Genomic DNA, 13,280 nt, shown 5'->3' on the forward strand with positions numbered 1-13,280 from the left:
GCCTCTCTAGAAGCGGAACTCGGTTCAGTTTTGCTTAAAGTCGCGGCATCTTCTCACTATATCTCAGGACCAGAGGTTAAATTATTTGAATCGGAAATTGCCTCATATTTAGGCTGCAAACATGCCATCTCGTGTGCAAACGGCACAGATGCGTTAGTATTGACTTTGAAGGCACTGGGAATCGGACCAGGGGACGAAGTAATTACCTCGCCGTTTACCTTCTTTGCTACAGCTGAAGCTATATCAAGCGTAGGTGCAACGCCAGTATTTGTAGATGTAAAGGTCGATACTTACAATATTGATACCGAATTACTTGAGCAGAAGGTGAATGCTCGGACTAAAGCTATTATGCCTGTTCATATTTTTGGACAACCTGTAGATATGGACCCTTTAACTGAAATTGCAAGAAAGTACAATCTTCTTGTTGTAGAGGACGCATGTCAGGCTATTGGTGCTGAATATAAAGGACAGAAAGCTGGGACATTAGGTGATGTAGGCTGCTTTTCATTTTTTCCAACTAAAAATTTAGGTGCCTTTGGAGACGGTGGGCTTATTGTGACTAACAACGACCGAACGGCAGCTATTTTAAGGGGCTTAAAAGCTCATGGTAGTGGTCATGTAGGCATGATAGCTTATAATAATATGAACTCGGTTATCGAGGATTCTCAGGTAATCAGTCACTTAGATGATCAATCATCTAAGTATTACAATTATTTAGTTGGCTACAATTCTAGATTAGATGAAATTCAAGCAGCGGTATTACGCATCAAATTAAAGCATTTAGATAATTGGAATGAAGCGAGAAGACAAATTGCTAGTATGTATAATGAAAAGTTAGAAAGAACAAAGCTTGTTTTGCCTAAAGTAGCGAGAGAAGTTTTAGAGGTTGTTCATCTCTACGTAATTCAAACAGAAAACAGAAAAGAGCTTGTCCAATATTTACAGGAAAAGGGGATTTCAACAGGCGTTTTTTTAGGACCTTCCTGCGTGTTTACAAATGTAACAAACCCTAGAAGCCATATAAGCCGCAAACAAGAATTCAAGCAAACATTAGTTGGCAGGGGTTCTACAATCGGTGCAAATGCAACAATTGTATGTGGAAATACAATTGGAAAGTATGCTCTGATCGGTGCTGGTGCAGTAATAACTAAAAGTGTTCCTGATTATGCACTCGTTGTTGGGAATCCGTCAAAAATTATTGGATGGGTCTGCCAATGTGGAGAAAAACTGCACTTTGAGTTAGAACAAGCAACTTGTGGAGCATGTCAGACAAACTATACTAAGATTGATTTAGAAGTAAGGGAAGTGTTGAAATGAGCGAGTTACTACTAAGTAAGATTCTAAATAAATCGGCAGTCATCGGTGTTGTAGGTCTCGGTTATGTAGGGCTTCCACTAGCCTTAGAAAAAGCAAAAGCCGGATTTCGTGTGATCGGTTTTGATATACAAGCTGATAAAGTTGAGAAAGTAAACCAAGGGATTAACTATATAGGAGATATCATTGACAGTGAATTTGCTGATATCGTTTCGCAGGGGTTGCTGAAAGCAACCTCGGATTTCTCATTTGTTAGAGATGTGGATTGTATTGCGATTTGTGTGCCAACCCCACTTGATAAGTACTATCAACCCGACATTTCTTATGTGGTAAATTCCACTAGAGACATTGCTAAATATCTAGACAAAGAAATGTTAATCATTTTAGAAAGTACGACCTACCCAGGTACAACGGAAGAAATATTGAAACCCATCTTAGAAGAAGGAGGACTTCAATGTGGTAAGGACTTCTTTTTAGCATTCTCACCTGAGCGTGTAGATCCAGGCAACAAGCTTTATGGAACCAAGAATACACCTAAAGTTGTAGGTGGTGTAGGTGAAACTAGTACGAAACTTGCTGCAGCCTTATATCGGAGTGTTCTGGAAGGTGAGATTCATGAAGTTTCTAGTCCTGCTGTGGCAGAGATGGAGAAAATTCTTGAAAATACGTTCCGAAATATTAATATTGCACTTGCCAATGAGATGGCGATCCTTTGTAACAAAATGGGTATTAATGTTTGGGAAGTTATTGATGCAGCGAAGTCCAAACCTTATGGGTATATGGCTTTTTATCCAGGGCCTGGTTTAGGTGGACACTGTATTCCAGTAGATCCTTTTTATTTAACATGGAAGGCTCGAGAATATGACTATCATACACGTCTAATTGAAACCGCTGGTGAAATAAACATTTATATGCCCCAATTTGTAACGGAAAGAAGTATGAAGATCTTAAATCGTTTTAGGAAGACAATGAATGGAGCTAAAATTTTATTGCTTGGAGTTGCWTATAAACAAGATATTGATGATTTGCGTGAGTCTCCCGCCTTGAAAGTTATAGAGCACCTTGAGAAAGAAGGGGCAGAAATAAGTTATTATGACCCTTACATTCCTCATTTCAATCATCATGGGAATGGATATCAATCCATTGAGCTTAATCAGGATAAACTTCGCAATGCAGACTTGGTAATTCTTACAACCATGCATACACAGTTCGATTACGAAAATATTGCCAGAGATGCTTATTGATAAGAAGAGATTCGGGAAAATATATATGGTTTCTGTCAATGTGTTCTGGCAAAGACCGCAAAGCTATTATGATGCGGCATCATGGCGTGGAACCTGGGAGCTTGATGGTGGAGCATTTATGAATCAAGCAAGCCATTATGTGGACATGATGGAATGGTTAATTGGTGATGTGGAGAAGGTATACGCGATAACGGATACCATGGCTCGTGATATAGAAGCTGAAGACACAGGAAGTGCCGTACTTCGTTTTAAAAATGGAGCCATCGGTAACATGAATGTAACTATGCTGACGTATCCTAGAAATCTTGCTGGGAATTTGACGATTCTCGGGGAAAAGGGTACTGTTGTCGTTGGCGGCACCTCCGTTAATACCATTGACAAATGGGATTTTGAAGACTCTGATGATGACGATGATCTGGCATCTAACGTTAGCTATACACCTCCATCTGTCTATGGATTCGGTCATATTGGTTACTATCAAAATGTAGTAGATGTGCTTTTGCACGGTGCTAAGCAAGGAACAGATGGAAAAGAAGGAATGAAATCATTAGAGGTAATTCTAGCTATTTATCAATCTGCCAGAGAGCATAAGGAAATTAAGCTGCCATTGATTGAAAATGATTAAATAGTTAAGAGGATCTATAACAACTAAACGACCTCTATCCGATATAAAAGATATACACATATCTTCGGATGGAGGTTTTTCTATGGGCATTAACTACCCAGTCGGTGGGTTCGGAAACAGCGCAGGAGAAGGAAAGCCAGCCCCTGAGCCAATTAAGGTACATAAGGTAGATGAGATCGGGACCAATAATGCAGCAGCATTCATTGCATCTAACATTACAAACACGACGGAACTTAAAACTGCTGAACTACAAGGCGAAAATGTCACAATTAGTGATGCTCAACTAGTAAAGGCAATTGAACACGCCATTAAAGCAATTCAAGGCAGAACAACATCTCTTGAGTTTTCTATTCATCAAAAAACGAAGCTAATTTCAGTTAAAGTCTTGGACAAAGATACGGGTGAAACGATACGTGAAATTCCGCCTGAAAAGAGTCTGGATTTCGTGGCTAAGCTCTGGCAGATGGCAGGAATACTTGTTGACGAGAAAAGATAGATAAAATTATTGAGAGGAGTGAAACGACATGGTATTAAAGTGATCAAGCTCGCTACATCAGCATCGGTCACTTCTGAAAAAACAGGACAATCATCTGAAGCTGCGCAACTGAAATCTATTGATGCGACATTTACAAATGCTACAACACTGTCTATTGGTGGAGAAAAAGGAACAGCCACGATTAATGTAAAGCCTACTGACACGATTGCGGGATTAGTTGCTGCTGTAAACGGGAAAACAAGCACAACTGGCGTAACGATGAGTTATGATGCAACGTTGGATAAATTTTTCTTTGCTTCCTCATCCACAGGAAGTAAGGCGGGGATTGATCTAAAAATGGGTAGCGAAGAGAATGGTCACAATCTTTTGACTTCCGTATTGAAGTTAAGTGTAGACAACGATAACAATACTGCTACTCCGAGCATTCCGCTTTCAACAGATCAAGCAAACAAAGGACAAACTTTAACAGGTACTCAAGCTTTCGCGAGTGGTATCACAACACTGATTGATAAAGATCTAGCAACGACTCAGAAGTTTCATATGGAAGCTAACGGGAAGACGTTAGACTTGGATATTACAAAAACGACAACGGTTGGCCAGCTTATTGATCAAATCAATAGCTCTGATATTGGTAAGTCAGGTGTGTCAGCCTACTTGGATGCAAATAATAATATTGCTTTCAATAATCCGGATCAGACAAAAGCTATTACATTTGGTGATGCAACGTCAGACACATATGATCTTCTTGATAAATTGGGTGTTAAGACACCAGTAGCAACTGGAAATCAGGATTATGCTTCATACAGTATTACTGGGCAAAAAGCGCAGGTTGAATTCAACGGAGCTTCTGCAGAGTATGACACAAATACATTCTCTATCAGTGGGATGAACATTACAATTAAAAAGGCACAAACAACAGCAGTTAATATTACAAATACACGCGATGTTGATAGTGTCTTTAACTCGATTAAATCGTTCGTTGATAAATATAATGAATTAATTGATACTGTGAATACCAAAACCTCGGAGAAGCGTAATAGAGATTATGCGCCGCTTACGGATGAACAACGAGAAGCTATGAAAGATGACCAAATTACGACCTGGGAAACAAAAGCAAAAAGCGGTATGTTGCGCAGTGATTCACTTTTGACAAGTGCTATGACTGGTTTTAGATCAGCTTTCTCTAGTTCAGTAGAAGGTCTCCCGGTAGGTAATGCCAAAACGCTGTCTCAAATTGGTATTTCCACAGCTAATCTTAGCGGCACCAGTATTTCGGGAAGTTATCTAGAGAATGGTAAGATCTATATCGACGAGGATAAGCTTAAGAAAGCTATTGCAGAAAAGCCTGATGAAGTGATGGCTTTATTTACAGCCAATGATGGTTTGAAAGACTCCGATAAAGGCGATGGCTTGGCAAGACGCTTGTCTGACAAAGCAGATGCTCTTTTCAAAAATATTACAGCAAAAGCCGGTATAACGAATAGTGTGGACACGAGTTATCTGATGGGGAAATCAATTAAAGATATGGACAAAAGAATTGATGCGTTTACTACTAAACTATCAGATCTCGAAACCCGTTACTATAACCAATTCACCGCAATGGAAAAGTATATGAACCAAATGCAAGCCCAAAGTGCACAGCTRATACAACAAATGGGCTAATAAGGGTTCTACTTTAAACTAGGGGGAAATAACCATGATTCAGGCCCAACGTAATAAATACTTGGAGAATACGGTTCAAACGGCAAGCCCAGCACAGCTGCTGATTATGCTATGTGATGGGGCAATCCGTTTTTGCCGTGCGGGTATAGAGGCTTTGAAAACAACCAACTACCAAGACGCTAACACCAACCTAGTCAAGGTACAGGACATTATTAGCGAGTTCTCCATTACAATTGATCGGAACGCTCCGATTGCTGATGATTTATTGAGACTTTACGAATACTTTAATCACCGCTTAATTGAAGCTAATATCAAGAAGTCGATTGAGCCTGCTGAAGAAGTGCTTGGTTTTTTGATCCAGCTGAAGGAAACTTGGCTGCAAGCAGCTAAGCAAGTTAATGCAAGCTCTGCAACACCTGCTGGAGCGCTGCATGGATAAGCTGGTCGTAGAATTGGAGCAATTGACGCAACAGGCTTTGGCGGAGCTTGTGACGATGGATGCTGATCGGATCTCTGAGTTTATGGAGAAGCGGGGAACTGTCATGCAGGAGCTTCTCAGTGCGACAGTAGCAATGACAGCGAGGGATAAAGAGGCTTATCAATCACGCATTCAATCCGTGATCAGTCTTGATCCTATTTTCTTGAAGAAGCTGCAACAATTTAGGGATGAAGCTAGTTTACAACTGGCCAAGCTGGACACGGGTAAAACCCAGCGGAACGCGTACGATAACCACTATGACGGTGAAAGTTACTTTTTCGACCGCAAAAAATAAGCTTACTCACAGAAACCTTTTGCCGCGGCAGAAGGTTTTTTGCTTATTAACGGTTTCGTATCGCTTTCCTATCAGAACTGTGGACAAGGAAATCGATGAAAGACCTCGTTGTGTACAAACCACACACAACGAGCCCAATTTATCCATAATTCACACACAAAGACCTGTGGATAATGTGCATAAACCTGTGCATAACTTTGTGAATAAATCGTAAAAACGCTCGATGTGACAGTATTCTACAAAATCTGCAGTTATCCACGGCTTGTATATACCCGAATTTTCAAAAAATTTACTTGATTGGCGAGTTTCAAATTGACAGGTCAAGCAGACGGGTGTTATAGTCAAAAAGTAAGGGCTTACATTATTCATTTGCTTATGATTTTACATTTTTTAAAACGAAGGGAATGTGTACGTTATGCAAGGTAAAGTGAAATGGTTCAACGCAGAGAAAGGCTATGGTTTCATCGAGCGTGAAGATGGTGGAGATGTATTCGTGCATTTCTCAGCTATTCAATCCGAAGGATTCAAAACGCTGGACGAAGGTCAAGCCGTTGAGTTTGACATCGTAGAAGGCGCACGTGGTCCACAAGCAGCCAACGTTAGCAGACTATAATCATCCGGCACGAGCTGTGCCGCTAGTATACACCTACGAACATGCACACCTCGGGAGTCATCCCGGGGTGTTTTTTTGCGTATACATATTATGCTCGGAATTTAAAGGAATTATGAAGATGGGGTGGAATGTAGTATACTGTAAGTAGGAAGGGAGATGTTTAACTATGATTATTAGCATTCGCGGAGAACACCTTGAAGTAACTGAGGCCCTCAGGGACTATGTCGAGAAAAAATTAAACAGACTAGATAGGTATTTTGAAGCTCCCCTTACATCCGACGTACAAGTAAAGCTAAGTGTGGTAAAAGATTTGCAAACCATCGAGGTAGCCATCCCTCTAACAGGCGTGCTGCTCAGAGCAGAGGAACGCAATTCTGATATGTATGCTTCGATTGATTTGGTTGTGGACAAGTTAGAGCGCCAAATTCGCAAGCATAAAACAAGAACCAACCGCAAAATTCGCGAAGAAGGCGGCAAGCGTGATTTATTCAAAATGGAAACATCACCTGTCACTTTTGTGGAAGAGGAAGATGACTTTGAATTGGTCCGCAACAAACGCTTCGATTTGAAGCCGATGGATGTGGAAGAAGCGATTTTGCAAATGAATTTGGTTGGTCATAGTTTCTTTGTTTTCTCCAATATGGACACAGATTCTGTCAATGTCGTTTACAAACGTAACGACGGCAAGTATGGATTGATCGAACCAGCTATTTACAAATAAAATAAACATACACAAAGAGCTTGATTCGATTCTGTCGAATTGAGCTCTTTTCTATTGGTTGAATCATGTAAATACGTATATTTTGCATGCATGCATTTTGGACAACGACTCAATACTATAGAAATAAGTTAAAACGTGAAACTTTTATGGGTTATGGGCAGTTTATATGGATGTAGACCGAGGGTTTGTTGCGGCAGAGCGGTCAAAGGTGGTACAATTTAAGGATACGAATGCAATAGAAAGGGGTTCACCGATGCTAGGACTAGTGAAAAAGATTTTTGGTGATTCCAATGAACGGGAAGTTAAACGGATGTTAAAAGCTGTTGATTATATCAACGAGCTTGAAGCAGGCATTGAGCCGTTATCTGATGAAGAGTTAAGAGKCAAGACGGTTGAGTTCCGCAATCGCTTGGAAAAGGGCGAGGAACTGGATGATTTGCTTCCAGAAGCTTTTGCTGTTGTCAGAGAGGCAGCCAAACGTGTATTGGGCAAACGTCATTACGACGTTCAACTTATTGGAGGTATGGTGCTGCACGAAGGCCGTATCGCTGAGATGAGAACAGGGGAAGGGAAAACATTAGTTGGAACACTCCCTGTATATTTGAATGCATTGCTGGGCAAAGGCGTGCATGTAGTAACTGTCAATGACTATTTGGCACAACGCGATAGCGGCGAAATGGGTCAAATATATGAATTCCTTGGCCTGACGGTTGGGGTAAATCTGCATGAACTTACTCATGAGGAAAAGCAAGCAGCTTACGCCTGCGATATTACTTATGGTACGAACAACGAATATGGTTTCGACTACCTGCGCGATAACATGGTGCTCTACAAAGAGCAGATGGTTCAGCGTCCGCTTTATTATGCGGTAATCGATGAAGTTGACTCCATTCTAGTCGATGAAGCTAGAACGCCTCTTATTATTTCGGGACAAGCTGCCAAATCAACCGATATGTATTATTCGGCGGACCGTTTTGTGTCCAATTTGAAAGCAGAAGAGGATTACACGATTGATATTAAAGTGCGTTCCGTAGCTCTTACGGAAGAAGGGGTTGCCAAAGCAGAGCGCGCCTTCGGTATCGAGAACTTATTTGATCATCAGAATGTGAATATTAATCATCACGTAACTCAGGGGCTTAAAGCTCGATATATCATGAGACGCGATGTGGACTACGTTGTACAAGAAGACGAAGTTATGATTGTTGATGAATTTACGGGCCGTATTATGACAGGCCGTCGCTATAGTGATGGGTTGCATCAAGCCATTGAGGCCAAAGAGCAACTGCAAGTTCAGAATGAGAGCATGACGCTAGCGACAATTACGTTCCAGAACTACTTCCGGATGTACCGCAAGCTTGCGGGTATGACAGGTACAGCGAAGACGGAAGAGGAAGAGCTCAAGAAAATTTATGGGCTTGAGGTTATCATTGTTCCGACCAACCGTCCAATGATTCGTAAAGATATGCCGGACGTGGTATATAAATCGGAGAATGGGAAGTTTAGGGCTGTAGTTGAGCAAATTGTGGAAAAACACAAACTCAATCAACCAGTTCTTGTCGGTACGGTATCGAYTGAGAACTCCGAAATTCTTTCTGATATGCTCAAAAAGAAAGGCATTCAACATAAGGTTCTAAACGCGAAGTACCATGCTGAAGAAGCTGAAATCGTATCTCGTGCGGGACAACCTGGCGCTGTGACGATTGCAACGAATATGGCGGGACGCGGTACGGACATTATGCTTGGCGAAGGCGTACATGGTATCGGTGGACTGCATATTATAGGTACAGAACGTCATGAAAGCAGACGAATTGATAACCAGCTGCGCGGTCGCGCAGGCCGTCAAGGTGACCCTGGTTCATCGCAATTCTACCTCTCACTAGAGGACGAATTGATGAAACGATTTGGCGCCGAGAATATTATGGCGATGATGGACCGTCTAGGAATGGAAGAAGATCAGCCAATCGAGAGCAAATTGATCTCGCGTGCGGTTGAATCTGCACAAAAACGCGTGGAAGGTAATAACTTCGACGTTCGTAAAGTGGTTCTTCAGTATGACGATGTGATGAATCAACAACGTGAAATTATTTATAAACAACGCCGCGAGCTGCTTGAATCCGAAAATATCCGCGAAGTCATCGAGGGTATGATCAACGCAGTGATCGAGCGCGTCGTGAAAGCGCACTGTCCGGAAGAGCAAATTCCGGAGGAGTGGGAGCTTCAAGAGGTCGCGAATTTCGTGAACAACAACTTCCTACAGGAAGATGCGCATATTAGCGATCAAAATATTTGGGGCAAAGAGCAAGAAGAGATCATTGATCTAATCAAAGATCTTGTTAGCAAACGCTATGACGAGCGTGAAGAAGAGATCGGACCTGAATTCATGCGTGAATTCGAGAAGGTTGTTGCTCTTCGTGCTGTAGACAGCAAATGGATGGATCATATTGATGCGATGGATCAGCTGCGTCAAGGTATCCACCTTCGTGCATACGGCGGTACAGATCCGCTTCGTGAATACCAGTTCGAAGGCTTCGAGATGTTCCAAGAGATGATTGAAAACATTCGTGAAGAAGTCGCGATGTATATCATGAAAGCTCATGTTCAAAGCAACCTGGAGCGTCAAGCTGTAGCCGAAGGGCAAGCAGTTGATACGAAGAACGAAGCTGGCGGCAAGAAGCCGGTCGTACGCGATGATGAGGAACGTATCGGACGTAACGATCCATGCCCATGTGGCAGCGGTAAAAAGTTCAAACAGTGCCACGGACAAGGCAGCTAAGAGAAGCTAAGCAGCGCTTGGCTTGATCCGGTGAGTAGGGGCACAAGAGAATAAAGAGGTGTAAGACATGCTGGAACCAGAAGTGAAACAGGATTTAAGAGAGACAGCAAAGCGACTAACCGAATTACGGGGGTCTCTTTGACTTAGATCATAAGCTGGAAGCGATCGGCGATTTTGAGGAGAAAATGGGGGCGCCGGACTTCTGGGACGATAACGAACGTGCCCAGAAGACCATCTCCGAGCTCAACGTGATCAAGAGCGTTGTAGATCAGTTTCAGGGCTTCACGAACGAGTTTGACGACCTGCAGGTCATGGTCGAGCTCGAGGAAGAGGAAAGCGATGCTGGCCTGGCGACTGACATTGAGAAAGGCATCACAGCCTTAAAGACCAAGCTCGAAAGCTTCGAGCTTGGCCTGTTATTGAATCAGCCGTATGACCGGCTGAATGCGATTCTAGAGCTGCATCCAGGCGCCGGCGGCACGGAGTCGCAGGACTGGGCGGAGATGCTGCTGCGCATGTATCGCCGCTGGGCGGAGAAGCAGGGCTACAAAGTCGAGGTGCTCGACTATTTGCCCGGCGACGAAGCCGGCGTGAAGAGTGTCACGCTGCAGATCACGGGCTTCAACGCCTACGGCTATTTGAAGGCGGAGAAGGGCGTGCACCGGCTCGTGCGGATTTCGCCGTTTGATGCATCAGGCAGACGCCACACATCTTTCGTGTCGTGCGACATCATGCCGGAGATYGAAGACGATACGGAAGTGGAGATCCGCACAGAGGATCTCAAAGTCGATACGTATCGGGCGAGCGGCGCCGGCGGTCAGCACATTAATACCACGGATTCGGCGGTTCGGATTACGCACATGCCGACTGGGGTCGTGGTGAGCTGTCAGCAGGAGCGTTCACAGATCAAGAACCGTGAGAAAGCGATGAAAATGCTACGCTCCAAGCTGTATGAGAAGAAGATCGAAGCGCAATTGAAGCATCTGGCTGAAATTCGCGGCGAGCAGTCCGAAATTGGCTGGGGAAGCCAAATTCGTTCTTATGTCTTCCATCCGTACAGCATGGTGAAAGATCACAGGACATCAGCAGAGACAGGCAATGTCGGCGCTGTTATGGACGGGGATCTGGATATGTTCATCGATGCTTACTTACGTCATCAGATTCGCAAGCCGGACAACGCAGAGTAGTCGATGCTTGAGGGAAACGTATAACGCATAACAGAAGCAATTGACGTTCATCCTACACCTAACAGGTGTAGGATTTTTTGTGAGAGGAGGCCTATCGTGGCCAGAAGAGAACCACTGATACGGATAGGAAGTCCTGCACATACCGTATTTGAATATGCCTTGCTAATTATAGGCTCATTAGTTATGGCAGCTAGTTTTAATTCCTTTTTGAATCCGAACAAAATTGCAACCGGTGGGGTTTCGGGGATTTCGACGATCATACAGCAGGTTTCAGGTTTGAATCCAGCCATCACCCAATGGGCGCTGAACATTCCGATTTTCCTTTTAGCGCTATGGCTGTTGGGAGGGCATTTCGGTGTGAAAGCAGCTGTTGGTTCGGTCATATTTCCGTTATGCGTACTGGTGACCAGCCATATAGGTGTACCAACACATAACCCTTTGCTTGCTGCCGTTTATGGCGGTATAGGCGTTGGGCTGGGTCTTGGCATTGTTTTTCGTGGCCGCGGCTCCACAGGTGGTCTAGGGCTGGCCGCGCAAATTTTACATAAGTACTCAGGCTTAAGTTTGGGTTTCTCTGTTGCGGTATTTGACGGCCTTGTGATCATCTCCTCAGCGCTGGTGTTTACACCGGAGAATGCCCTCTATGGGATGATCGGCTTGTTCGTAACAACCAAAACGATCGATATCGTGCAGATCGGCTTCAACTATGCCAAAGTAGCGTTCATTATTTCGGACCATTCGGATGCGATTCGCAAGGCTATTTTGTTTGATTTGGACCGCGGGCTGACCGTGCTTAATGGATCTGGCGGTTTTACCGGGGAATCGCGGACGGTGATGATGGTTGTGGTGAAGCAGAACGAGGTCAGTCGATTGAAGACCCTGGTTCAGTCAGTGGACCCGCAGGCGTTTGTCATTTTGAGTGAAACGAATGAGGTACTGGGCGAAGGGTTTAAAAGGCATGCTTAGAAGCGTGGCGGAGTTTACCCAAAAAGACGTGCTTAGGCATGTCTTTTTTTGATGCGAGGACCATTCGCGTTGCATTGATAAGGTAACTTCGTTGCATTTTGTGCAACATAGTGATGATTATTTCAGTAATCCTCATCTTATCATGTATAAAATACAACCATTTCAGCTAAAAAGGCCTACAATCAGCCACTTTCAGCTAAATTGGTTGCACAAAGTACAATGAAGGGGAATGCTCTGACCTAAATGCAGCGATAATGATGCACAAAGTACAATATAGAATGAGTTTCAAATGGTAGCATACCGCGAACGACGGTGCAATGACTGAGAATTTCCCGACGTGGCCCGAAAAGGGAGTAGAATACGCTCCATAAAAAAATGTTGCTTGTCCAACGTCTAATTTGGGATAATATAACTGTTCATGGTTTGAACAAAATGTCTATGCATATTATGAATTTTTTTCATCCGAACGACTACTTGAAACTCAGGGCAAGATTTTTGCCTGAAAAGCTGGGAAACCCTTGATTCATATTGGATATAAACGCATTTACACGGAGAAAACTGGTGAAAAAAATTCATTGAATTATTATGTATATGACTGTATAATCATACATATATTTTCGGAATAACGGGGGAATTCAGATGAGTCATATCGTTAGAGCGGCTATTATTGGGGCAACAGGGTACGGTGGTGTGGAAGTTATTCGTCTTTTGCAGGCGCATCCTTTTGTGAAAATCACTTCGGTCATCTCGACCTCGAATGCGGGGTCTCCTCTTGCCGATCATTTTCCGCATTTGCAAGAAGTGGTCGTTGATATTCTAGATCAACTTGATGTGGATCTTATCGCTGGTAAAGCCGATGTAGTGTTCCTGGCAACACCAGCGGGCGTAAGTGCAGAGCTTTCACCG

General features: G+C 43.3%; 12 protein-coding genes and 1 pseudogene. All 13 read left to right on the plus strand.

The window, feature by feature from the left end; genetic code table 11:
* A partial coding sequence (locus AC1DUA_RS10040) for an aminotransferase class V-fold PLP-dependent enzyme (protein ID WP_477499598.1) occupies nucleotides 1-1,317 on the plus strand: 1,317 nt, incomplete at its 5' end.
* Nucleotides 1,314-2,558: a nucleotide sugar dehydrogenase gene (locus AC1DUA_RS10045; RefSeq protein WP_477499599.1), complete on the plus strand. Its 1,245-nt coding sequence runs from the start codon at nucleotides 1,314-1,316 to the stop codon at nucleotides 2,556-2,558. The genes AC1DUA_RS10040 and AC1DUA_RS10045, both read left to right, overlap by 4 nt.
* A gap of 25 nt (nucleotides 2,559-2,583) precedes the next feature.
* The gene (locus AC1DUA_RS10050) at nucleotides 2,584-3,183 is read left to right on the plus strand and encodes a Gfo/Idh/MocA family oxidoreductase (protein ID WP_477499600.1); all 600 of its coding nucleotides are present in this window, start codon (nucleotides 2,584-2,586) and stop codon (nucleotides 3,181-3,183) included.
* A gap of 82 nt (nucleotides 3,184-3,265) precedes the next feature.
* Entirely contained in the window at nucleotides 3,266-3,679 is a 414-nt protein-coding gene (locus AC1DUA_RS10055) for a flagellar protein FlaG (RefSeq protein ID WP_477499601.1), read from the plus strand.
* A gap of 18 nt (nucleotides 3,680-3,697) precedes the next feature.
* The gene (fliD, locus tag AC1DUA_RS10060; RefSeq protein WP_477499602.1) at nucleotides 3,698-5,341 is read left to right on the plus strand and encodes a flagellar filament capping protein FliD; all 1,644 of its coding nucleotides are present in this window, start codon (nucleotides 3,698-3,700) and stop codon (nucleotides 5,339-5,341) included.
* 34 nt (nucleotides 5,342-5,375) lie between these two features.
* On the plus strand, nucleotides 5,376-5,780 hold the full coding sequence (gene fliS / locus AC1DUA_RS10065; protein ID WP_477499603.1) for a flagellar export chaperone FliS: 405 nt from the start codon (nucleotides 5,376-5,378) through the stop codon (nucleotides 5,778-5,780).
* Complete coding sequence (gene fliT, locus AC1DUA_RS10070; protein ID WP_477499604.1) at nucleotides 5,773-6,114, plus strand: flagellar protein FliT; 342 nt, start codon at nucleotides 5,773-5,775, stop codon at nucleotides 6,112-6,114. Before fliS ends, fliT begins: the two co-directional genes overlap by 8 nt.
* A gap of 415 nt (nucleotides 6,115-6,529) precedes the next feature.
* Complete coding sequence (locus AC1DUA_RS10075) at nucleotides 6,530-6,727, plus strand: cold shock domain-containing protein (protein ID WP_028556842.1); 198 nt, start codon at nucleotides 6,530-6,532, stop codon at nucleotides 6,725-6,727.
* 166 nt (nucleotides 6,728-6,893) lie between these two features.
* A complete protein-coding gene (gene hpf, locus AC1DUA_RS10080) occupies nucleotides 6,894-7,448 on the plus strand; it encodes a ribosome hibernation-promoting factor, HPF/YfiA family (RefSeq protein WP_477499605.1) in 555 nt (184 codons plus the stop codon).
* A 253-nt stretch (nucleotides 7,449-7,701) separates the two neighbouring features.
* On the plus strand, nucleotides 7,702-10,221 hold the full coding sequence (secA, locus tag AC1DUA_RS10085; RefSeq protein WP_477499607.1) for a preprotein translocase subunit SecA: 2,520 nt from the start codon (nucleotides 7,702-7,704) through the stop codon (nucleotides 10,219-10,221).
* A 67-nt stretch (nucleotides 10,222-10,288) separates the two neighbouring features.
* Nucleotides 10,289-11,408 (plus strand): peptide chain release factor 2 gene (gene prfB / locus AC1DUA_RS10090; RefSeq protein ID WP_477499606.1). Its coding sequence is split into 2 segments (ribosomal slippage): nucleotides 10,289-10,360 and nucleotides 10,362-11,408, totalling 1,119 coding nucleotides; the frame shifts between segments, so codons are not numbered across the junction.
* 93 nt (nucleotides 11,409-11,501) lie between these two features.
* On the plus strand, nucleotides 11,502-12,374 hold the full coding sequence (locus tag AC1DUA_RS10095; protein WP_477499608.1) for a YitT family protein: 873 nt from the start codon (nucleotides 11,502-11,504) through the stop codon (nucleotides 12,372-12,374).
* 639 nt (nucleotides 12,375-13,013) lie between these two features.
* A pseudogene (argC, locus tag AC1DUA_RS10100) lies at nucleotides 13,014-13,280 on the plus strand (N-acetyl-gamma-glutamyl-phosphate reductase); the annotation flags it as partial.

This window comes from Paenibacillus sp. 01T422 (assembly GCF_056398785.1).

Excerpts from the sequence above, each read along its gene's own strand:
- AC1DUA_RS10050 (WP_477499600.1), top strand. The coding sequence starts at position 2,584 with ATGGTTTCTGTCAATGTGTTCTGGCAAAGACCGCAAAGCTATTATGAT.
- AC1DUA_RS10055 (WP_477499601.1), top strand. The coding sequence starts at position 3,266 with ATGGGCATTAACTACCCAGTCGGTGGGTTCGGAAACAGCGCAGGAGAA.
- fliS (WP_477499603.1), top strand. The coding sequence starts at position 5,376 with ATGATTCAGGCCCAACGTAATAAATACTTGGAGAATACGGTTCAAACG.
- fliT (WP_477499604.1), top strand. The coding sequence starts at position 5,773 with ATGGATAAGCTGGTCGTAGAATTGGAGCAATTGACGCAACAGGCTTTG.
- AC1DUA_RS10075 (WP_028556842.1), top strand. The coding sequence starts at position 6,530 with ATGCAAGGTAAAGTGAAATGGTTCAACGCAGAGAAAGGCTATGGTTTC.
- hpf (WP_477499605.1), top strand. The coding sequence starts at position 6,894 with ATGATTATTAGCATTCGCGGAGAACACCTTGAAGTAACTGAGGCCCTC.